Annotated in this window: 15 protein-coding genes and 2 pseudogenes; 8 read left to right on the top strand and 9 right to left on the bottom strand. The window is 59.3% G+C overall.

Annotation, left to right across the window (positions count from 1 at the left end):
- Positions 1-41 precede the first annotated feature (41 nt).
- Entirely contained in the window at positions 42-1,241 is a 1,200-nt protein-coding gene (locus N2A41_RS19255; protein ID WP_170259923.1) for an efflux RND transporter periplasmic adaptor subunit, read from the top strand.
- Between the two features lie 46 nt (positions 1,242-1,287).
- Positions 1,288-4,458 (top strand): efflux RND transporter permease subunit, encoded by a 3,171-nt coding sequence (locus N2A41_RS19260; protein WP_260109495.1) that lies wholly within the window; start codon positions 1,288-1,290, stop codon positions 4,456-4,458.
- A 94-nt stretch (positions 4,459-4,552) separates the two neighbouring features.
- Here the strand turns inward: N2A41_RS19260 and N2A41_RS19265 are convergent, their stop codons facing one another.
- Both N2A41_RS19265 and N2A41_RS19270 read right to left on the bottom strand, forming a co-directional pair.
- A complete protein-coding gene (locus N2A41_RS19265) occupies positions 4,553-5,350 on the bottom strand; it encodes a hypothetical protein (protein WP_260109496.1) in 798 nt (265 codons plus the stop codon).
- A 266-nt stretch (positions 5,351-5,616) separates the two neighbouring features.
- On the bottom strand, positions 5,617-8,148 hold the full coding sequence (locus N2A41_RS19270) for a methyl-accepting chemotaxis protein (RefSeq protein WP_260109497.1): 2,532 nt from the start codon (positions 8,146-8,148) through the stop codon (positions 5,617-5,619).
- Positions 8,149-8,814: 666 nt separating this feature from the next.
- Here N2A41_RS19270 and N2A41_RS19275 point away from each other — a divergent pair.
- The 6 genes and pseudogenes from N2A41_RS19275 (at position 8,815) to N2A41_RS19300 (ending at position 14,447) form a co-directional block, all read left to right on the top strand.
- Positions 8,815-9,087, top strand: a complete 273-nt coding sequence (locus N2A41_RS19275; protein ID WP_260109498.1) for a hypothetical protein — start codon at positions 8,815-8,817, stop codon at positions 9,085-9,087.
- A 156-nt stretch (positions 9,088-9,243) separates the two neighbouring features.
- A complete protein-coding gene (locus N2A41_RS19280) occupies positions 9,244-10,146 on the top strand; it encodes a universal stress protein (RefSeq protein ID WP_260109499.1) in 903 nt (300 codons plus the stop codon).
- 89 nt (positions 10,147-10,235) lie between these two features.
- A pseudogene (locus N2A41_RS19285) lies at positions 10,236-10,588 on the top strand (TSUP family transporter); the annotation flags it as partial.
- Between the two features lie 190 nt (positions 10,589-10,778).
- Positions 10,779-12,005 carry an SLC13 family permease gene (locus tag N2A41_RS19290; protein WP_260109500.1) on the top strand — a complete coding sequence of 409 codons (1,227 nt, stop codon included), beginning with the start codon at positions 10,779-10,781 and terminating at the stop codon, positions 12,003-12,005.
- Positions 12,006-12,747: 742 nt separating this feature from the next.
- A pseudogene (locus tag N2A41_RS19295) lies at positions 12,748-13,116 on the top strand (IS66 family transposase); the annotation flags it as partial.
- A gap of 617 nt (positions 13,117-13,733) precedes the next feature.
- Positions 13,734-14,447 (top strand): GntR family transcriptional regulator, encoded by a 714-nt coding sequence (locus N2A41_RS19300; RefSeq protein ID WP_003549684.1) that lies wholly within the window; start codon positions 13,734-13,736, stop codon positions 14,445-14,447.
- A 358-nt stretch (positions 14,448-14,805) separates the two neighbouring features.
- Here the strand turns inward: N2A41_RS19300 and N2A41_RS19305 are convergent, their stop codons facing one another.
- The 7 genes from N2A41_RS19305 to ccoP form a co-directional block, all read right to left on the bottom strand.
- On the bottom strand, positions 14,806-15,477 hold the full coding sequence (locus N2A41_RS19305; RefSeq protein WP_260109501.1) for a Crp/Fnr family transcriptional regulator: 672 nt from the start codon (positions 15,475-15,477) through the stop codon (positions 14,806-14,808).
- Between the two features lie 34 nt (positions 15,478-15,511).
- The gene (ccoS, locus tag N2A41_RS19310) at positions 15,512-15,670 is read right to left on the bottom strand and encodes a cbb3-type cytochrome oxidase assembly protein CcoS (RefSeq protein WP_003549679.1); all 159 of its coding nucleotides are present in this window, start codon (positions 15,668-15,670) and stop codon (positions 15,512-15,514) included.
- A complete protein-coding gene (locus N2A41_RS19315) occupies positions 15,667-17,952 on the bottom strand; it encodes a cation-translocating P-type ATPase (RefSeq protein ID WP_260109502.1) in 2,286 nt (761 codons plus the stop codon). The genes ccoS and N2A41_RS19315 overlap by 4 nt, the downstream gene beginning before the upstream one ends.
- Positions 17,949-18,434: a FixH family protein gene (locus N2A41_RS19320; protein ID WP_011654243.1), complete on the bottom strand. Its 486-nt coding sequence runs from the start codon at positions 18,432-18,434 to the stop codon at positions 17,949-17,951. Before N2A41_RS19320 ends, N2A41_RS19315 begins: the two co-directional genes overlap by 4 nt.
- A complete protein-coding gene (gene ccoG / locus N2A41_RS19325) occupies positions 18,431-19,999 on the bottom strand; it encodes a cytochrome c oxidase accessory protein CcoG (RefSeq protein WP_260109503.1) in 1,569 nt (522 codons plus the stop codon). The genes N2A41_RS19320 and ccoG overlap by 4 nt, the downstream gene beginning before the upstream one ends.
- 173 nt (positions 20,000-20,172) lie before the next feature.
- The gene (locus N2A41_RS19330; RefSeq protein WP_222336245.1) at positions 20,173-20,358 is read right to left on the bottom strand and encodes a hypothetical protein; all 186 of its coding nucleotides are present in this window, start codon (positions 20,356-20,358) and stop codon (positions 20,173-20,175) included.
- Positions 20,359-20,369: 11 nt separating this feature from the next.
- Complete coding sequence (ccoP, locus tag N2A41_RS19335; protein WP_222336244.1) at positions 20,370-21,233, bottom strand: cytochrome-c oxidase, cbb3-type subunit III; 864 nt, start codon at positions 21,231-21,233, stop codon at positions 20,370-20,372.
- Between the last annotated feature and the right edge of the window lies 1 nt (position 21,234).

Consider the following 21,234-nt stretch of genomic DNA (forward strand, 5'->3'; position numbering starts at 1 on the left):
GCACATTTCTTAAGTAGGCTCATGATGTCGGGGCGGCGGCAATGCGTGTGAGATTGTATCAGAGTCTACAACTTTCCGTGGCGCTGCTCGGCATGGCAATTCTCGGTGGATGCCAGGAAAGCGGCAACGCTTACGTTCCACCGCCGCCACCTCCGGTTCGTGTCGCCCAGCCGGTCCAGCAACCGGTAACGCTCTATTTTGAACTCACCGGCAACACCGCACCGCTCAACTCCGTCGATATCGAGGCGCGCGTCCAAGGCTACATCCAATCGATCGACTACCAGGACGGCATGATGGTGATGAAGGGCACCAAGCTCTTCGGAATTGAGCGTAACACCTACCAGGCCCAACTGGATCAGGCCAAAGCATCGCTTGCCTCGCAACAGGCATCTCAGGTTGGCGCGAAGCAGGAATACGACCGGCAGCTCAATCTATCGAAGCAACAGGTCACCACGCAGACCGCGGTCGACAGCGCCAAGGCGACACTCGACGAGGCGAATGCGTCCATCCTCAATGCCCAGGCCAATCTCGATCTCGCGACGATCAACCTCGGATATACCGAAGTGCTTGCCCCCTTCGACGGTACCGTCACCGATCACCTCGTCGATATCGGCGCACTTGTCGGCGTATCAGGCCCCACCAAGCTTGCCAGCATCGTCCAGACGGATCCGCTTTATGCCTATTTCAACGTCAGCGAAACACAGGTGCTGATGATCAAGGAAACGCTGGCAAAGCAGGGACATACCTTCAAGCAGACGGATCTTCCGAGTATCCCGGCAGAGCTCGGCCTGCAGACGGAAGAAGGTTACCCACACAAGGGACATCTCGATTACGTCTCGCCGCAGCTCGATGCCTCCACAGGCACGCTTCAGGTACGCGCCCTGTTCGACAACAAGGACCGCGCCATGCTGCCCGGTCTCTTCGTGCGCGTCCGGGTGCCGGTCGGCCATAACGACAAGGCTCTGCTGGTGCGCGACGATGCCATCGGAACGAACCAGCTGGGCAGCTACCTGCTCGTTCTCGGCAAGGACGACGTCGTCGAGCAGAAGCAGGTCAAGACCGGCCAGCGCGAAGGTGCACTTCGTGTCATCGACTCCGGCCTCGATCCGGAAGACTGGGTCGTAACCCAAGGGATCCAGCAGGCCATCCCCGGCAGCAAGGTCACGCCCGAGAAGATCGAAATGAACCCGCCGGCAGCTGCCGCTGGCGATACCAAGGCAAAGACCACCACCACGCAATGAATTCGCCACCATGCTTCACCTGACCGTCTAGTCTAAGGACAACAGCATGATCTCGCGCTTCTTCATCGAGCGACCGGTACTCGCCAACGTTCTGGCGTTGGTCTTCGTGCTCATCGGCGCGGTGGCTCTGTTCCAACTGCCCGTGGCGCAATATCCGAATGTCGTCCCGCCGACGGTGCAGGTGACGACGCGCTTCCCAGGCGCCAGCGCCCAGACCCTCATCGACACCGTCGCTCTGCCGATCGAGCAGCAGGTCAACGGCGTGCAGGACATGCTCTACATGCAGTCGACGAGCGCCAGCGACGGCACCTATTCGCTGACGGTGACCTTCGCCATCGGAACGGATCCCGATCAAGCGCAGGTTCTGGTGCAAAACCGCGTCGCCATAGCGATGTCATCGCTTCCCGAAGCGGTGCAGGTTCAAGGCGTCACGACACAGAAAAAATCGACGGCGATCCTCGGCTTCGTCAGCCTGACCTCGCCGGACAGCCGCTATGACAGCCTGTTCCTGTCGAACTATGCCGTCATCAACCTGCAGAATGAACTCGCCCGCCTGCCGGGCGTCGGCAACGTCACCGTCTTCGGCGCCGGCCAGTATGCCATGCGTATCTGGATGGACCCGAACCTGCTGCAGGCACGCGGTCTGACGCCGCAGGATATCGTCAACGTGGTGCAGCAGCAGAGCCAGGAGGTCGCCGCCGGCCAGATCGGCATTCCGCCGGTCCCGAACGGGCAGGTCTTCCAATACACGCTGAATGTCAACGGCCGGCTGAACGAGGCTGCCGATTACGAGAATATTGTCGTCAAGGTCGAAAGCGGCGAAGGCGGCCGCGTCACGCGCATCCGCGATATCGGTCGCGTCGAACTCGGCGCCCAGACTTACAGCCAGTCCTTCATGCAGAACGGCCGACCGGCGGCCGGCATCGGCATTTTTCAGCTTCCGGAGGCCAACGCCATTGCGGTGGCGCAGGAGGTGGGCGCAAAAATGCAGGAGCTCTCGAAGAGCTTCCCGCAGGGCCTCGAATATCATGTGCCGTTCGACACGACGAAATTCGTCAAGGCGTCCATCGACGAGGTTTACGTCACTTTGATCGAGGCGGGCGTCCTCGTTCTCATCGTCATTCTCGTTTTCCTGCAGGATTGGCGGGCAATGCTCGTTCCGGCGACCACCGTTCCGGTCACCATTATCGGCGCCTTCGCGGCCATGGCGGCATTGGGCTTCACGGTCAACCTGTCGACGCTGTTTGCCATCGTTCTCGCCATCGGCATCGTCGTCGATGATGCCATCGTCATCGTCGAGGGTGTCGCCCGCCACATCGAGGCGGGCATGTCCGGCCGACAGGCGGCCGAGAAGGCCATGGAGGAACTCCTCGGTCCGGTCATCGGCATTACGCTGGTGCTGATGGCCGTTTTCATTCCGGCCGCCTTCCTGCCCGGCCTGACCGGACAGCTTTATCGGCAATTCGCCCTCGTCATCGCCGCCACGGCGCTGATCAGCGCCATCAATGCCGCCACGCTGAAACCGACGCAATGCGCCCTTTGGCTGCGGCCGCCGGTCCCGCCCGAGAAACGCAACGCCCTCTATCGCGGCTTCAACAGGGTCTACGACAAAGGCGAACGCGGCTATGCCGGGCTGATCGGATCGATGACCCGCCACGCCGGTGTCATGGCCATAGCGGCAATTGTGCTGATCGGGGTCGCCGTCTGGGGTCTCACCCGCCTGCCGACCGCGTTCCTGCCGATCGAGGATCAAGGTTACGTGCTGATCAGTGCACAACTGCCTGACGGTGCCTCGAAGGAGCGCACCGATGCCGTAATGAACGAGGTCGGCAAGATCGCCGAAGCCACACCTGGCGTCGATCAGGTGCTGACGATCAGCGGCATTTCCGTTCTCGACAACAATGCCAGCCTGCAGAATGCCGGCGTCGCATATGTCGTGCTGAAGGATTGGGACGAGCGCGGCAAGCAGAAGGGGCAGGATCTGCTGTCGATCTACCAGCATCTGAACGGCGCGCTGCAAAGCGTGCTCGCCGCCAAGACGCTGGTGGTCGTGCCGCCTCCGATCCAGGGCGTCGGCAATGCCAGCGGCTTCACCATGCAGGTCGAGATCAAGAACGGCATTTCCGACTACCCGCTGCTGCAATCGCTTGCCGATACGATCGTCAAGAACGGCAGTGCCCAATCGTCGCTGCAAAGGCTGAGCACGCCCTTCCGCTCGAACGTGCCGCAACTCGCAGTCGCCGTCGACCGCATCAAGGCGGAGACATTGGGGGTTACCGTCGGTCAGGTTTTCTCGGCGCTCTCCGGCTACGTCGGCTCGAGCTATGTGACCCAGTTCAACAAATTCGGCCGCACCTTCCAGGTCTATGCGCAGGCCGCTTCCGATTTCCGGGTCAGCGCGGATGATATCCGCAAGCTGAGGGTCAAGGCCGGTGACGGGACAATGGTGCCGCTCGGCACGGTCGTCGATGTCACGACGACTCAAGGCCCCTCCCTGATCAGCCTCTACAATCTCTACCCCTCAGCAACGATCGTTGGCGGGCCGGCCGCCGGCTTCAGCTCCGGCCAGTCACTCGACGTCATGGAGCAGATTGCCGATCGAACGCTGCCGCCGGGCGCCAGTTTCGAATGGACGGCGCTATCCTACCAGGAGAAGGCCGTGGGCGGGCAGATCTATTTCGTCTTCGCGCTCGTCATCCTCCTCGTCTATTTCGTGCTCGCCGGTCAATATGAAAGCTGGATCTTGCCGCTGGCGGTCATTCTGGCCGTGCCGCTCGCCCTCCTCGGCACGGTGGCGGCCCTGACGGCGGCGGGCGTTGCCAACAATCTCTATACGCAGATCGGTCTCATCCTGCTGATTGCGCTGGCATCGAAGAATGCCATTCTCATCGTCGAATATGCGCGGGAAAAGCGGGCGGAAGGCATGGAAATTCTGGATGCCGCAGTCGAGGCCGCCCGCCTGCGTTTCCGGCCGATTCTGATGACGTCCTTCGCCTTCATTCTCGGTGTCCTGCCGCTGGTGCTGGCGACGGGCGCCGGCGCATCCGCCCGCAAGTCGATCGGCATATCGGTCTTCAGCGGGATGATCGCCTCGACCTGCCTCGCCGTGCTCTTCGTACCGTCCTTCTACGTCCTGCTGCAGCGCCTCGAGGAATATTGGAAAGGGCGCATAAAGACAGCAGCCGTCGCGGGGGCGGAGATGCCGAAGGTTCAGTAAGGCTGTTGCAACAGCCTGTCGCGCAATCACCAGCGGTTTCACGCGGAGGCAGGTTGCTGTTGAGTCTCTTCACTGCGCAAGTTTCGAACAGACACTATAATCCCGAGGTCAGGACCCGGTGGCATGCAGGCGACACGCGTTGCAAATTGTCCCGCAGACAAGCGATAGCCCGTCCTCCGCCCAAAGGCACCGTGCGGCACAGAGCCTGAAAATCCGATCCGCAGGTTTCGCGCAGGATCATCAGTTCCTCGCGCGGCGAGAAGGCCGGCATCATGGTCCGAGGAACAGGCGTGGTCGCAACCGTCGCGGCAGCACCGCTGGCTGGGGTTGATCCGGCTGATCCTCCCAAGGCTGATCCTCCCAAGGCCGCAACGGCCTGCTGACACGGCGCCGATAGAGCGGCACTGTGCTGTTGCAAGCAGCTGAGCGCCTCGGTACCGCCCGGTTTGACACCAGAGCATTGCGCCATAAAATCGCGTTGGCAAGCCGATTTGACGGCATTGCGCTGCGCCTGCGTCGGTGCGGCCGTCGCCGGCGCCGGTGTGGTCGCCCCGGTGGTTGCGGGCGCAGCCGGGGCCGGTTCCGCGGATGTCGACTTGGGTTTGCTCACCGCCGACACCGCCTTCCGGCAGCCCGCCGACAGTGTGGCATTATGCTGTTGCAGACAAGTGAGCGCCTCGATGCCGCCCGGCGTCACCCCTGAACATTGCGCGATGAAATCGGAGCGACATTCCGCCTTGATCGCATTGCGCTGCTCTTCGGTCGGCGCCTGCGCGGACGAGGCGCCAGCTAAGAGCACCACTGCGCAGAACGTTGGCAATCCCGAGATAGCAAAGAGAAGAAGACGCCTTCCATGCGGGGCCGTCAGTAGAGAAGATGCCCATTTTCGCATTATTCCTCCTCCCATAAATCTCTAATCTACTTCATGAAATCGAACGTCCTGCTGAATAGGATAATAAACGCCCGTCAGTTGGAGGGACGTTGCTTGCCGCTGCGGAAATATTAAAACGGCGGCTCCACGTATATTAGAAGATTGCTATTTTAGCAACTATCGTGCGCCTGAAAACTGATCAAGGGAAACGTATCACTCATCAGCCTGATGATCGGAAATCATCCATCTCAAAGCAAGTTAACAGGTACTGCGAATACATGCTGCCGTCATGCCGCCGCAGTCTGGTACCCTCTTGAAGCCGCGCGCTCGTGGCCTTCAAGCCGAAAGCGCGCAATCATGTCGGTAAGTGCAAGCGCCTCGGACGATAGCTGTCTGGTGGCAGCATTCGTCTCTTCCACCATCGCCGCATTTTGCTGCGTCATATGATCAATATCGTTCACCGATGCGTTGATCGAATGGAGTGTCGTCGCTTGGTCGCGGCTTGACGAGGCAATGAGCTCGATATGACCGACAATATGGACGATCTCGCTGGAAATCTCCATCAGCGCATCGCCGGTGCGACCGACGAATTCGGAGCCGGATGCAACCTCTCGGACGGAATTGTTGATGAGCTCACCGATTTCCTTGGCTGCGCGAGCCGACCGCTGCGCCAGCTCTCGCACTTCCTGCGCCACGACTGCAAAGCCCTTGCCGGCCTCACCCGCTCTTGCCGCTTCGACTCCTGCATTTAGGGCCAAGAGATTGGTCTGGAAAGCGATGGAGTCGATGGCGCTGACAATCTGAACGATCTTGCCCGACGCGTCCTCAATTCGTCCCATGGCCGAAACCGCGTTTTGGACCACTGAAGCCGAGGCGTCGGCGCCCTGTTTGGCGCGTTGGACAAGCGCAAGCGCTGCTGCTGCCCGTCCTGAAGAGGTGTTGACGGCGGAAGAAATCTCCTCCACTGCCGCTGCGGTTTCCTCAAGTGCGGCGGCCTGCTTTTCCGTTCGGCTGGCCAGGTCATCAACGGCTTCCGCCATCTGTCGGCCATTGTCGCTGATGAGGGAAGACGTCTCGCGGATATCGCAAAGCGTCTCCCTGAGACCCGCGACGGACATGTTGAAATCGGTACGGATCCGGTCGAGGTCGGCGGCAAAGGGCGTATCGATCGAAAAATTCAACTCTCCCCGCGACAGCCGCGTGAGCCCTTCTGCAAGCGCCTCGATTGCGGCGTCAACCTGGACCTTGGCGCTACGTCGCTCGAGTTCGTTACGGGCGCGCTCGGATTCCGCATCGCTCCGCGCGATCTCGGCCCGATGTTCCATATCGACATTCGACAGCGCATTTTGTTTGAAGACGGAAAGCGCTCGGGCCATTTCCCCGATTTCGTCGCCCCGTGCCTCGCCGGTGATTGCGGTATCGAGCCTTCCCTCTGCGATCTTGCGCATCGCTGCGGTAATCTGGGTGATCGGTCCCTTCAGGGTGACGACCAGCGCGGCACCCGCGGTCATAGCGATCAGGATGCCGAACACAATGGCGCCACCGGATATCCTATTGGCCTGTTGACGATCCTGCCCAGCATTTTGCCTTTGCGTCTCGGCGAATTGAGCAAGCAGGTTCCAGGTGTTGTCGATCTGCGCAGCAGCGCTGTCGAATTCCGCCAGCTTGCGCGCCGCACCTTCGGAGAGCGCCGCAGCGTTTGCTGCAAGCAGATCGAGGACGGGTTGAGCCTTCTTCGGAATTTCGGCAAAGACAGGATCGTCGTTCACCACGCCGGCAAGACGGCCGAGCTCGGTCTGATACATGTAGATCGACTGCTGGACTTTCTTCACTCGCGCGTCGTCTGGATTGCCGGCGAGTTCGGCGAAGCCGACGCGGATCTCGTTATTGCTGTTAACGATGGCGCGCAGTTCGTTGCCGACATTCGTCGCCTGCGAAATATCCTTGTCCGACGCGGCAAGCGCGAGCACGGAGGTCCGCATCAGATCGTCGCCAATCGCCTTGAGACTGTCGCCGGTTGCAGCAAGATTGGTAACGGTGGCATCCGTTGCTGGGACATCCAAAGTGTCAGGCGACACCTTCGAAGCGTTGGCAATGACGTCCACAGCAGCGGCATACTGCGCGGCGAACGCTTGTTTGTCGGTCGCGACCGCAGGCGAAAGCTGCTCCTTTGCCTTTTGCAAATCGGGCGCGTATTTGGCTAACAGGCTAACTTTGTCAGCCGGCGTCATCGCATTCGTATAGTCATTGCGAAGTTTTGTCGCGACACTGGCAGCGGCGCTGACGGAGACGGAATTGTTCAGTCCGCCCTTGTTGGCATTTTCCGTCTTCTTCGCGCTAGCCATCAGCATGAACGAGCGCTTGCCAACCTGCCCTTGCAGATCAAGAAGTGCCGCGGAAGCAGCGTCAACATCACTGAGAATTTTCTGCTGCCCCGTTTCGATTTGCCAGATCGCTTCGATCTTTTGCGGGATGATTTGCGATTGATCGAGTGCCCGGTCAAGAAGCCCCACATCGGTCGTCGGCCTTAGGCTCTCGATCGTCTGCTTCAGGTTGCCCAGTTGCTCTCGGGCATCCGCAAGCGCGGTATCACGGGCTTCCTGCGACGGCTTCATCAGAAAGCCGGTCATGCTGGAAGAAACATGTTTGAACCCGTTCAGGGACTGCAAAACATGGTTGGAGATCTCCATCCGACCTTCGAGAAGGCTGGCCGCGTAATAGCCCGTCAGCCCCACTGCGCATAGGCTAATGACGAATGGCGCCAAAAGTACCAGCACCTTCGTCTGAATGCGAACCTGCGACATCAAACCATTTACCACGAATGCACCCCCACCACCGATCGGAGCCAAACTGTCATTCTTTGCTTAAGAACCGATAAATGGGTTGATCCGAGGATTATGCACGCCTCATCTGTCGCGGCGAGGCATGAGGCATCAGAAATGCGGCGATATCTGTGATGACATCCATCAATTCACCCGGATTATGGGCAACGTCTTCAACAAACCCTCTCCATTGCCGTTGCTTTTGCTGATCCTCGGCAAATGCTCCGCTAATCCTCAAGTCAATTGGCGACGATCTGGCGGCGCTAAGACTTGTCGACAGGCTCGCTGTTTGGGTTGGGCACGGGCGCCTCCCTTGTATCTCGGGGCGGATCTTTGCGATCGTCAGGGTCCGGTGGCGCTTCCTTGTGGTCGGGGCGATTGACGCGCTGGTCTTCAGGAATGCCCTTCTCGGATGGGGCAGCATTTTTTGCGGACATGGTCAGTTCCTCCACTTCACGCGTACGAACCGATCGAAGACATTGAAGGTTCCGACCGCCGTCGCATGAAGTTATCGACGTATTGGCAGCCGCGGGCAGCGGAAGGTCCATATCTTTGATATCGGTGGCCGATCTCTTGCTCCCTCTTTTGGGGAAGAAGCGCGCGCGGGGCCTGCTACAGTGATACGACGCTGCGCTGCCAAGGACCTGAAGCTCTGGCAAAAGTTTGAGGGATTCTTCGTTCAACGAATCCTTCGCTACGACCAACGAACGCGAAGTCAGGGAGATCGCCCGGCAGATCGTCGCCACCTTCCTCGACGATCGCGCGCGCATGTTCTTCGTCACCCGCATGTTCGAGTTCGCCAACGACTTCGCGGAGGAAGCCAGGTCCGACGTGGCGTTCCTGCGCGCCGAACGCCGGGACGACGGAACCCGCAGTTTCAAGCTTACCGAGGCGGCGCCTTTGCGCACGAGTTTTGGCGAGGGATTTCTATATTAGGACATTCTCGCAGCGTCGGCCGGAGGCGCCGATCAATTGAACGGGTGACCTTGAACAATCCTGCACCGCCGGCGGCGTTGCGAGCCATGCGACGCGGGCGTAAAATGAAGTTCTGTGGACTGGGAGCGATGCAAGCATCGTGGAAGGAGGTCCGACATGAACTATGTGCTCTCAAGTGACGGCTCGTCGAGACCGCCGTCACAACCGGCTGGTGTCATCTTCGCCGACCATGTGCATGAGATCACCGTCCATGCCGATATTCTCGCATTGCTGCCCGATCCGGCAACAGCGCGCTCTTGCCTTGATATCGCCGAGGATGCCGCAGGTGCCATCAATGGCACCATGGCCGCCGCCCACGTCGGTGCGGATCCGGAAAGGATGATCGCTGCGGCCGAGGAGATCGACCTGCAGCTACTGAGAGAACACGATGAAGGCTCGCCGTCGCAGCGGTTCGAGCGTGTCGCACGCGCTTTCGAGGATTGGAAGCAAGGTAAGCCTGGTCGAGACCGGCTCCTTCTCGACGATTGCCGCGGCGATCTCGATCGTTGCGTGACGACCGAATGCCATGAGACGGCGCTCGTCGTTGCCCCGTGCCATGGCAACATGGATGCCCGTGACACGTTCCACGACATCCTGTTCAACGAACGCAAGTTGGTGCTGGTGCCGCCACCCGGCCAATATGCCGGCAACCTGCTCGGCCATGTCGTGATTGGCTGGAAGCCGCAGGATCATGCGCAGCGCGCCGTCGTCGCGGCGAGACACTGGCTGGCGACGGCCGATCGCATTACCGTTCTCTGCGTCAACGACAGACCCGACGGAAGTTATCAGTTCACGGCGCGGGAACTGCTCAAGCAACTCGGACTCGACGGCGACGTTATCGCGATCAACTCAGGCGGCCGCTCCGTCGGCGAAACGATCCTCGATTTCGCAAAAACCGAGAAGGCCACCTGCCTGCTGATCGGCGCCTACAAGCACGGATATTTCTTGGAGTTGCTGCTCGGCCGCGTCACTCGCTATCTGTTGTCACATAGAACGCTTCCAATAATGATGAAGCATTAGCTACACTTGGCGGGTATGTGACTGGCATGGGCCAACGAAAGCCGCTACAGAGTCGATATTTCCATCAGGCGCTATCGACCGCAATACCGATGAACGCAACGACAGCACCTCAGTCTCGAAGCTTACCCATTGCATTCGGCGGAGGTGCAATTATCGGCACCCTCGGCAGGCTGGTTGGCCTTGGCGGCGCGCAGTTCCGCTTGCCTCTTCTGATCGGCCTTTTCAGTTTCGCGGCCTGGAAGTGGCCATCCTTAACAAGGCCATGAGCCTCGTTGGGGTCGCAACCGCCCTGCCGTTCCGCGCCGGAACAGTGCCTTTCGCCGCTCTCGCTGAGAACTGGCTTATCGTTTCCAACCTGCTCGGTGGAAGCCTGTTCGGTGCATGGTTTGGGGCGGGATGGGCAACGCGCCTGAAATCGGCGGCGCTCTACAAGATCATAAGCGGAGATCTTCACCACAATCAGATGACAGGCGACGATGCGAGGCCGGAGAAACTGCAGTGGAGAGCGTCTCTACTCGCGTTGGAAATTAGCGAAACAAGAAGTGGGCAGGTCAGGAGCCGCTTGACCGGCTGCCGGCCTTTGTCGACACAATGGTGCGATCGTAAACGGACGCGATGGACGACCTCACACAATGACAAATCTCGTCGTTATTCTCTTCGGGCTCACCTATCTCGGGATGGCATTGGGACGCGTCCCAGGACTTAGGATCGACCGCGCCGGCATCGCAATGATCGTCGCAGTCGCGCTAGTCGCTCTCGGGGCAGTTCCCGTCGACGGGATGAGCGAAGCGATCCATTTTCCGACCTTGCTTTTGCTTGGCGGCTTGATGATCCTTTCCGCGCGTGTTGGTGCAAGCGGCTTCTACGATGCGGCGTCGGTTTGGATAGCGGGCCAGGCAGGCAGGCCGCTGCGCCTGCTCGCCTTGACGATCACGGTCGGCGGCATCCTCTCCGCCTTCCTTGTCAACGATATCGTTGTTTTCGCCATGACGCCGCTGCTGTGCACCGGCCTCAAAGTGCGGAAACTCGACCCACGGCCATTCCTGCTTGGTCTCGCCGCGGCCAGCAATGCGGGTTCGGCCGCCACCTTGATCGGCAATCCACAAAACATCCTCATCGGTCAGGCCGGCGCGCTGGGGTTCTGGCCCTATTTCGCGCAGGCCGTCATCCCGGCGATCGCAGGTCTTGTTCTCAGTTTCGGATGTATCGCGTTCATCTGGCGATCAAGTCTCGCAGCGGCAGACGACGGCGCACCCCTCGAGCCTGTAGCCTTCGACCGCGCTCAGGTTGGAATCTGTACCGTCGCCCTTCTTGCGCTGCTTGTCTTGTTTGCCACGCCGCTGCCACGCGAGATCTCGGCTCTTTTGGTCGCCGCCTGCCTGATCGTAAGCCGCACCCTTCCGACCCGACAACTCTTCGGCGAAATCGATCTGCCATTGCTGATCCTGTTTGCGGCCTTGTTCGTCGTCAACGACGCCTTCGCGCGGACCGGAATTCCGGAGGAGGCCGTGCGGATGCTCGCCGCCCATGGCCTCCTTCCCGATCGAGTTTCGTTCCTTGTGCCGATCTCGCTTTTTCTGAGCAACACGATCGGCAATGTTCCCGCCGTGGTGATGATCCTGAAGGTCTGGCAAGAGATCCCGGAGGGGGTCCTGGTCGGCCTCGCCATTCTTTCGACGCTGGCCGGAAACCTGTTTCTGGTCGGAAGCCTTGCAAATCTGATCGTGGCCGAGCGTGCCTCAGCCCAAGGGGTACGGCTGACTTTTCGGGATCACGCGAAAGCTGGGGTACCGATCACACTCCTATCCATGGTCTTCGCTGGCCTCTGGTTGTGGCTCGGTGGTTTCATGCCTCTTTAGGCATGCCTGGCACTCAGGCTCGAACTGAGATAACCTTCAGCATCATTGTCCATGTGATCAGACCGACACCAATCCAGATCGCGATGATGGCGACCATGGCTCCGCACCGCAACCCGCCGCTACCGAACCAACAACAGCAACCAAAAACCGCTGGAGCGAACTCAAAACTGGATAAAACTTGGGGGCAAGGTCTCGACCCACCGGTAAGCAGAAACGCAAAAGGCCCGCAGGAGGCGGGCTTTTGCGTATGTGTATTTGGGATTTGGTTGCGGTGGCAGGATTTGAACCTGCGGTCTTCAGGTTATGGTCCGCAGGACGAGGAGCTACCATCGCCAGCGAAGATGAAGTCTTCGCGCCAGCGATATTGCTCAGGAGTGTATTTGGGATTTGGTTGCGGGGGCAGGATTTGAACCTGCGGCCTTCAGGTTATGGTCCGCAGGACGACGAGCTACCATCGCCAGCGAAGATGAAGTCTTCGCGCCAGCGATACTGCTCAGGAGTGTATTTGGGAAGATTTGGTTGCGGGGGCCTGATCGCACAGAGACTTGTAAAATTGGTCGAGATTCGAGGATGTCTCTGAGGCATAAGTAGATTTATGGAACTAGGTTGTTCCCCGACAATGCGGTATGCATGGCGGTTTGGCTGGTAGGAAGTGCGGGCGATCACGATTCTTTTTCAATCAACAGAAACAAAACGAAGCCGACGGTGACGCCGCTGTGAAGTGACGCGGAACGTCGACATCTGCCCGACCTGGGGTGGCGCATCGTTCCTGAAGGCGGCCGACAGGGTGGTCCAGGTGTTGGAGCACGTGCCGGCGTCGGTTAAGATTGTCCGCCATGTCGAAAAGCGCATGATCTGCAGGGATGGCGATACGACGGTAGCTGGCGAGATGCCGACCCTGCCGATCGAGCGCGGCAAACCCGGGCCGGGACTGCTCGCCCATATCATGATCGCTAAATTCGACGATCACATTCCCCTCTATCGCCTATCCGAGATGTACGAGCGGTTAGGGATAGACATCTCGCGATCCGTAATGGCTGACTGGGTCGGTCGCGCATCCAGTCTGCTAGCTCCTCTCGTCTCGGCTACTAGGGCCCATAGTGCCTCCCTCCATTCTAACGAAAATAATCCACCATCAAATGCCGGGACTAAACACCCAGAGCTTTTTCGATCCGCCAACCGGAATCGCCAACTCGGAAATCCGCGCAAACCTTTCTGCGGGCTGGATAATGCGTCACAAATTAGACGCTGCCTGAGTTCTTTGCCAACAGCAGAAAAAACAAAACGTTAAGGTGGCGCGATAGGCCAAAATATATCAAAAAAAATATCAATGTTATGTGTTGATATATCGCGGAGCGCCGTCTAGATCTGGTCAACAAGCGGCACGGGGGTCTACCCCGGTCAGCGACGGGAGGCTTAGGTGAACCGACGTGACAACATGCACCCAGACAAAATCAGATCCGACAGGCCAGAGATGAAGATCGCCCTCTTAGATGGAGAACGTGACAGCTTCCTCTTGCCCCATTCCGTTGAACTCAGCGGCGAGAGAGTGCGATAGCGGCCAGCTGCGGCCGCGGCTGTTATAAAGGTCCCGAATCTCGCCTGGGTTAAAACGCGTGCCGATATGGTGAGGCCAATTAATTCGGGCTTGAATCGGAACGCCGCCCGATATCAATGAATAAGCTCCTGTAGGGTCCCCGAAGGACATCGACAGAGGAAAACCATCAAATGCGGTGTTGCAAGAACGCGCCCCCACAGCGTGGGGCTGACACAAACTTTTCTACTGAACCAGAACCTGCAAAGGCCGATATTGCCTACGATGCTATTCGACGAATTCTCCACAATAACGGCCGTGTGCCGGGGCAACATCTCAGGGAACAGGATCTGGCGTCTAATCTTGATCTTGGTCGAACACCAATTCGCGAAGCACTTCAGCGACTAGCAGCTGAAGGGAAGATCCAATACATCCCTCAGAAGGGCTTTTTCACCAGGCCGATGTTGGAGGGTACTCTGTTAGATTTTTATGTTGTTGGAAGTGAGACGCTAATCTCGGCGTTGAATCGAAAGCGGCCGCAGATCCCAGAGAGCTGGGCCGTGGCAGATAAATTGTCCCCCGACGAACTCGCCCTAACGGCAGAAGCGATATTTACTAGAATCGCCGAAGAAGCATCGAATTGCGAGGCATGTAAAATCGTTCAACGATTCTGTTTTTGCACTCACCCTCTACGAATGGAAATAACTGCGTCGGAACTTAGGCCCGCATTTGTCGAAAGCCTCGAGAAATTAATTGCCGCAATGTCTGAACTAGGCGCCGCGACAAACTTGGTGGAGTCCGCGTTGATGAACCACCTTGACCTAGAACGCGATGCCGTCCCAAGGGTCGTACAAGAGGTGAACGAACGTGGGTTAACAGGGCTTCCTGGGCACGCGAAAAGCTTGTGATATCGCCGTAATCTGAAGCACTCGGCTCGAGCATTTAAAGCCTATGTCGGAATAAATGCCCGCATCATTGCGTTACTAATAGGATCGACACTATTGCGCTAGTCGGATTCTTCCGGTTCCCCGAACTCCGCGATAGATAATAAAATGATTGGCACGCGCTGGATGTTTAGACCTGGCATTAGATAGAGCGAATCTGGTGAAGCGCTCGGGTTATGAAGCCCATGCTTTGCAAATGAACTCGTAGTGTGTGGAGGCCTTGAGAGGCTTGAGTCTGCGGCGAACAGGTACCCCATTGACATGGTAGTTAATGGCAGGAACAGCGCGGCGAACTTCAACATGTGGCCCGGTGATCCAACGGTTAACATGCCTCCCGCAGCAGGTCGACGCTATCGACGAGGACGACCTTGCCTCTGACTTCGACCCCCGCCGGGGCGAGCGCCGCAAACGCGCGGGAAAGGGCTTCCGGCGCCAGTCCCAGTTTGCCGGCCAGGATTCGCTTTCGGTAAGGAAGGCGGAACGTAACCCGCGAGGTGGCCGCCGAGGCGGGGCAGCGGCTCATAAGGTAGTTTGCCACCCGTTGCGCGGCTGTGAGCAACCGGTCTCCCGCAATACAATCCATCGCGCCGAGCAGGTGCCTGCCCACGATGCGCATGACGTTCCTGTGTACGACCGGATGTTGGTCGGCGAACGCCTGCAACTCCGCAAGCGCAAACAGCGCGATCTCGGCCCCGTCGGCGGACCGCGCGCTATAAGCGTAGGAGCCGCCCCCCGCGAGTAGATATTCTCCAAAGGTGTCGCCCGGCTCGCACACGCAGATATCCGCTTCGCGCCCGGCGGATTCCGATTTTGAAAGTCGCACAAACCCGTTCATGACGCAGTAGACGAACGATGCCTGCTGGCCCTCGGCTACGATCTTCTCGTCAGCGGCGAAGGTTCGAAGCTCAGCCGTTGCGGCGAATTGCTCCACAGTCGCCTGATCCAAACCAGCAAACAGGTCAGACTGCAGAAGCACAGAATTTTTCGCAAGCATCCATCTTCCTTTCGTGTTTGGACCCACTGTGCGGTCAGGGTTCTCGTTGATCGGTTTCGTCCTCGGCGAGGATTCGCCAGGCGGCGCCTTGAAGGTCGTCATACTGGCCGCTCTTCAGCGACCAGAGGAATGCCAAGAGTCCTATTCCTCCCATTAGCAGCGCGATCGGTATGAGATAGATCAACATGTTCATGCGGCTTTGACCTCCGCACTCCTGCCGATCCGCCCTCGAATGTGCATATCCGGACGCTTGCCGAAGGCGTTCAGGCGCAGGGCGTTCGTCACGACGATGATCGAAGATGTCGACATTGCCACCGCCGCTATCAGCGGCGTCGCCAATCCGGCGATGGCGATCGGCACTGCTAGAACGTTGTAACCGATGGCGAGAGCGAAGTTCTGCCGGATGAGGCTGGCGGATCGTCGCGCAACGGCGATCGCTTCCGGAACAGCGTCAAGGCGATCGTTGAAGAAAACCAGGTCGGCCGCCTGTCTTCCGATATCGGAGGCTGTGGCCGGCGCCATCGAGACATGCGCGGCTGCAAGTGCCGGGGCGTCGTTGATCCCGTCGCCAACCATGAGCACGCGACGACCTTCGCCATTCAGCCTCTGGCATTCCTCGACCTTCTGTTTCGGCGTCAGAGAGCCCAAAGCCCTGTCGATACCCAGGGCATGCGCCGTATTGTCGACGACGGTCTGCCTGTCTCCGGACACGATCAGCGTTTCAAGGCCGGCTGCATCGAGCCGGTCGATTGCCTCGCAAGCACCCGGACGAAGCGTGTCATCGAAGAAGAAGCGGGCAAGATCGACACCATTCTTCGACAGGACCACTTCCGAGAACGGACTGTCGGCGGTGCGGGGCACGATGCTGGTTCCGCAGGCAAACGCCAAGTTGCCCAATCGATAGACATCTGCTCCGTTCCTGGCTTCCAGTCCCCTGCCGGGGATTTCCGTGACGATGTCGAAGGACATGAGGTCGGTTTCGGTGTCCCGTACCAGGGCCCGAGAAAGGGGATGCCGTGAATGCGCTGCCAATCCACGGGCGATCGCGGTGGCGCTCTCGTCCATGGCATCCACTCTGACAAGGCGCGAACTGCCGATCGTCAAGGTGCCCGTCTTGTCAAAGGCCACGGTGTCGGTTTCGGCCAGTCTTTCGAGTGCTGAGCCGTCCTTCACCATGATGCCCTTCCGGAAAAGTTCGCCCGCGGCGACGACCTGGACCACAGGTACGGCAAGACCCAATGCGCATGGGCAGGTAATGATCAGCACCGCTACGGCGACCAGCATGGCCTGTTTCCAGTCTCCGCCCAGGAGGCCCCAGGCAAGGAAGGAGACCAGCGCCAGCAGATGCACGACCGGGGAATAGAGCGTCGCAGCGCGATCGGCGATCCTGCGATAGCGAGCTCTTCCGCCCTCGGCGGCTTCCATGAGGCCGATGATCTCCGAGAGAAGCGAATTCTTGGCAATTCTCGTCGCCCGCAACACGAGGGAGCCAGTCAGATTCATCGCCCCGGAACTCACTTCGCTGTTGTTGGCGACGGCGACCGGGCTGCTCTCGCCGGTGACGATGGAGAGGTCCAAGTCACTTTCTCCGCTGACGACGATGCCATCGACGGGAACCCGTTCGCCTGCGGCTATCGAGATTTCATCCCCCGCCGCGATCTCTTCTACCGCAATGTAGCGTCGCGACCCGTCCAGATTGATCAGCAATGCTCCGCGCGGCGCCAGTCTTGCGAGTCCGTTGATCGCCGCCCGAGCCTTTTCCCGCATGACATGATCGAGGGTTCTGCCGATCAGCAGGAAGAAGAGCAGCGAGACCGAAGCGTCGAACCAGGCATGCTCGCCGTGATGGACGGTCTCCCACAATGAAACGGCATAGGAGAGCGTCACGGCGAGCGAAATCGGAACGTCCATGTTGGTGCGCCAGTGCCGCAGCGCATTCCAGGCCGATCTGAAGAAGAAGCGCCCCGCATAAACCAGCGCGGGCGCTGCTATCATCGCCGAGATCCAATGAAACATGTCGCGCGTCGCAGCATCTGCGCCCGACCAGACCGATACCGAGAGCAACATGATGTTGGCGGCCGCAAAACCGGACACGCCGATCGCGAGGAGAAGTTGATTTCTGGTCTTGTCGTTCTCGGGAGCTGAGGGCGTGAAGAGATGCGCGCGATATCCGGACGAGTTGATCGCTGCGAGGATCTTGGACGGATCGGTTGCGCGTGTCTCCATCTCCTCCTGGTAGACGCAGCTCACCCTTCGAGCCGTGAGATTGACTCGCGCTGTCTTGACGAAGGAAAGCGCCAACAACGCCCTTTCGATGGTCGAAATGCAGCCACCGCAGTGGGCGTCGGGGACGCTCAGGTCCAGCTGGCGCAATCCTTCGCCGAGCGGCTGGCTGGCAAGGCGAACCTCTTCGGCACTGAATGATGTCGTGCTGAGGGCAAGCACGCTTTCCGCGTCCATGGTACAGCAGCTCACTGGCCTAACTCCGCGGTATCGATGCGTTTTGCCTCATGCATGACGACCACGCCGCCGTTTCGCGAGATGGCCTCGACGATCCAGTCACCGTCGGCTAGATCATGCTCCGCTTCGAACCGCCCCGCGGCTGTCTTCCTGAGCGTAAGGAGGAAGTCCTCGTGGTCTCCGACCGGACGTTTGAAATTCAGAATGACGTCGTCGACGATCGCAGGCGATCCGCTCTTGTCGTGAATATCGTAGCGGATCTCGTGCCCCTTTATGGAGAGGTTGCCCTCGATGCCGGAAGCGGCCATTGCCTTCATCGCCGCCGCTTTGCGGTTGAACTCCTGACTGGCGACATAGGTGTTTTCCACGACCAGACCGCTCCAGCTCGAAGAAGCATAGAAGGCCATGGTGACGTTCACCGCGATCACCACGCCAAAGAATGCCGAGGTCGAAAGCAGCATGTGCAGGCCTGTAAAACCTTGAGCGGAGGTCTTCATTTGATGTCTCCCGGTGCATTGAACGCCGCGCGGTAGGTTGCCCGATCGGCATGTTCGGTATCTTCGACAACGAACAGAAATTCATTGATCGCGGCTCCGGTAGGCTTGCGCGTAACGAAGACCTTCAGCGTCGTGGCCGCGTCGGGTTCGGCATGGACCGTAAAGCTGCGAGCGTCTTCCTTGCCGAACTCGGGAATGCGCATCGTCGCCCCCTCCAACCCGACCAGGTTTATGTTCACATCCCTCGGCTTCGGCACCATGTTCAGGACACGAAGCGTGTAGCCATTCCGCAGCGAGCCGTCGCTTTCCAGAACATATTGGGGGTTTCGGTCGTGAACGACGTTGAGTTCAAGGCGCTCCCGAAAGGTGAGGTGGACGAGCATGGCCACGCCGACCGACGCCCAGGCGACTGCGTAAAACACGGTTCTCGGACGAAAGATGATCCGCCAGTTGAAGTGCCGGATCGCCGGAACGAAGGTCCCATCCTCGTTTCGAACTCTGGACGGTTGGACGGCCGTTCGTCCTTCGTCGGTGGCAAGCGCCATGTTGCTCGAGTATTCGCTCAGCGTGGCGTAGGCGATCAGGCCGCGAGGCTTTCCGAGCTTGTCCATGACACCGTCGCAGGCGTCGATGCAGAGCGCGCATGTGATGCACTCCATCTGCTGTCCGTCGCGAATGTCGATTCCCATCGGACACACCGCCACGCAGGCATTGCAATCCACGCAATCCCCGACCGATAGGCCATTGACCAAAGCCTTCTTGGCGTGACGCGACCGCTGCTCGCCCCGCCAGTCATTGTAGGTGACGACGAGAGAATTTTCGTCGAGCATCGCACCCTGGATGCGTGGCCACGGGCACATATAGGTGCACACCTGCTCTCGCATGAGACCGCCGAGCACATAGGTCGTCGCAGTAAGGATGGCGACGGTGGTGTAGGCGGCTGCAGGAGCGTGGCCGGTGAACAGCGAAACAAGCAGGCTCGGCGCGTCGGCAAAATAAAAGATCCACGCTCCGCCTGTGACGATGCCGATCAGCAGCCAGATCAAGTGTTTGACGACACGCTTCCTCAGCTTGGCAAAGCTCAGGGGGCTAGCGTCAAGCTTCATTCGCGCGTTTCGATCGCCTTCTATCGCACGTTCGACGACGAGAAAAAGATCAACCCAGACCGTCTGCGGACAAGCGTAGCCGCACCATGCACGGCCAACCGCGGAAGTTACGAGAAACAGCCCGAACCCGGCCATGACCAGGAGACCCGCTACATAATAAAATTCCTGAGGCCAGATTTCGATGAAGAAAAAGAAGAAGCGCCGCGAGGAAAGGTCGATGAGGATTGCCTGGTCAGGCGCGTAAGGACCGCGATCCCAGCGAATCCATGGCGCGAGATAGTAGATGCCGAGCGTAACCAGCATGACGATCCACTTGAACCGACGGAATCGTCCCTCTGCACGCTTGGGAAAAACCTTCCTCCGAGGTGCGTAGAGAGGTTGCCGGTTGCGACGGGCATTGACCGGCTCGACATTGAGCCGCTCGATGTTATCGGGATCTGGTGCAGTGTAGAGGTTCATGGGACCTATCCGATTTCACCCGCCCTTTGTCCCATCTGCCGCGCATCCGTTCCTTGATGCAGATCAAGAGACAAGGCCTACCCGCGAAAGGAAAAGGCCACGCCCTGGAGAGAGGGCGCGGCCTGGAGGAGCTACGGGGGGACAACCACCGCTGCGACCTCCTCGGCAAGGCTCTAGCGGCTTGTCTGCTCGTGGTCTTTGAGGCAGGTCAAACTGACGATCGAACTGCCGATCTTTGCCGGGTCGTCCTGATCGGAAGGGGGCGGCGTGGCCTTGGCGCGCGCCGACACACGCGATCGTATGCTGGCGCGCGACGTGCCATAGAGATCGAGGATCGGGTTGTGGCCGTGAACTGCCATGGCTTTTCTCCTCACGTCCCGCCGCCGAGCGAATGGACGAAAATCGTAAGTTCCTTGACCGTCGTATCGCCGAGACGCCCTGCCCAGGCAGGCATGACGCCATGCTTGGGACCGGCCACCTGACGGATGATCGCATCCTCGCCGCGTGCCTTCAGCCAGATCGCATCGGCGAGATCCGGCGCGCCCATTTCGGCTTTTCCTTTGGCGTCGTCGCCGTGACATGCGGCACAGTTATCGACGAAGACCTGTTTTCCGGCCTCTGCGAGACCGGGGTCCGACGGTGTATTGGTCAGTCCCCAGACGTAAGCCGCGACCTGCCTTGTCTGGAGGGGATCCAGAACATCGGCAAAGGGCGGCATCTCGGAAGCATGAGTGTCCGTATCCTCGTTGAAGCGAATTCCATGCGCGATCGTCGCCTGGATGGCATCCAGGTCTCCACCCCACAGCCAATCGTCGTCGTTGAGGTTCGGAAATCCCGGGCCGCCGCTTGCTCCCGAGCCATGGCACGGCGCGCAGTTCACCTTGAATGCAGATGCGCCGCCGGCGACCGCGAATTCGCGAAGGGCTGAATCGGAATTGATCTCGTGCACCGTCTTGGCGGCGATCAGATCACGCAGCGTCGTCTGCGATGCTTTGGCCTGATCCAGGTTCTGCTGCAACTCGGCGCGGCTGGAGAAACCCAGCATGCCCTTCGTGGCGTCGGTAACCATCGGGATCGCGGGATATGCGATCGCATAGCCCAAGGCCCAGACGATAGTGGCGTAGAAGGTCCACACCCACCAGCGGGGCATCGGATTGTTGAGTTCGCGGATGCCGTCCCATTCATGTCCGGTCGTTTCGATGCCGCTAAATTCATCGATATGTTTTTCCGACATC

Source organism: Rhizobium sp. SRDI969 (assembly GCF_025152725.1).
In the GTDB taxonomy this organism is placed as follows: domain Bacteria; phylum Pseudomonadota; class Alphaproteobacteria; order Rhizobiales; family Rhizobiaceae; genus Rhizobium; species Rhizobium leguminosarum_I.

Bases quoted from the DNA above. Each gene is read 5' to 3' on its own strand.
- N2A41_RS19255 (WP_170259923.1), top strand. From the start codon at position 42: ATGCGTGTGAGATTGTATCAGAGTCTACAACTTTCCGTGGCGCTGCTC.
- N2A41_RS19260 (WP_260109495.1), top strand. From the start codon at position 1,288: ATGATCTCGCGCTTCTTCATCGAGCGACCGGTACTCGCCAACGTTCTG.
- N2A41_RS19265 (WP_260109496.1), bottom strand. From the start codon at position 5,350: ATGCGAAAATGGGCATCTTCTCTACTGACGGCCCCGCATGGAAGGCGT.
- N2A41_RS19280 (WP_260109499.1), top strand. From the start codon at position 9,244: ATGAACTATGTGCTCTCAAGTGACGGCTCGTCGAGACCGCCGTCACAA.
- N2A41_RS19290 (WP_260109500.1), top strand. From the start codon at position 10,779: ATGACAAATCTCGTCGTTATTCTCTTCGGGCTCACCTATCTCGGGATG.
- N2A41_RS19300 (WP_003549684.1), top strand. From the start codon at position 13,734: ATGCGGTGTTGCAAGAACGCGCCCCCACAGCGTGGGGCTGACACAAAC.
- N2A41_RS19305 (WP_260109501.1), bottom strand. From the start codon at position 15,477: ATGCTTGCGAAAAATTCTGTGCTTCTGCAGTCTGACCTGTTTGCTGGT.
- ccoS (WP_003549679.1), bottom strand. From the start codon at position 15,670: ATGAACATGTTGATCTATCTCATACCGATCGCGCTGCTAATGGGAGGA.
- N2A41_RS19320 (WP_011654243.1), bottom strand. From the start codon at position 18,434: ATGAAGACCTCCGCTCAAGGTTTTACAGGCCTGCACATGCTGCTTTCG.
- ccoG (WP_260109503.1), bottom strand. From the start codon at position 19,999: ATGAACCTCTACACTGCACCAGATCCCGATAACATCGAGCGGCTCAAT.
- N2A41_RS19330 (WP_222336245.1), bottom strand. From the start codon at position 20,358: ATGGCAGTTCACGGCCACAACCCGATCCTCGATCTCTATGGCACGTCG.
- ccoP (WP_222336244.1), bottom strand. From the start codon at position 21,233: ATGTCGGAAAAACATATCGATGAATTTAGCGGCATCGAAACGACCGGA.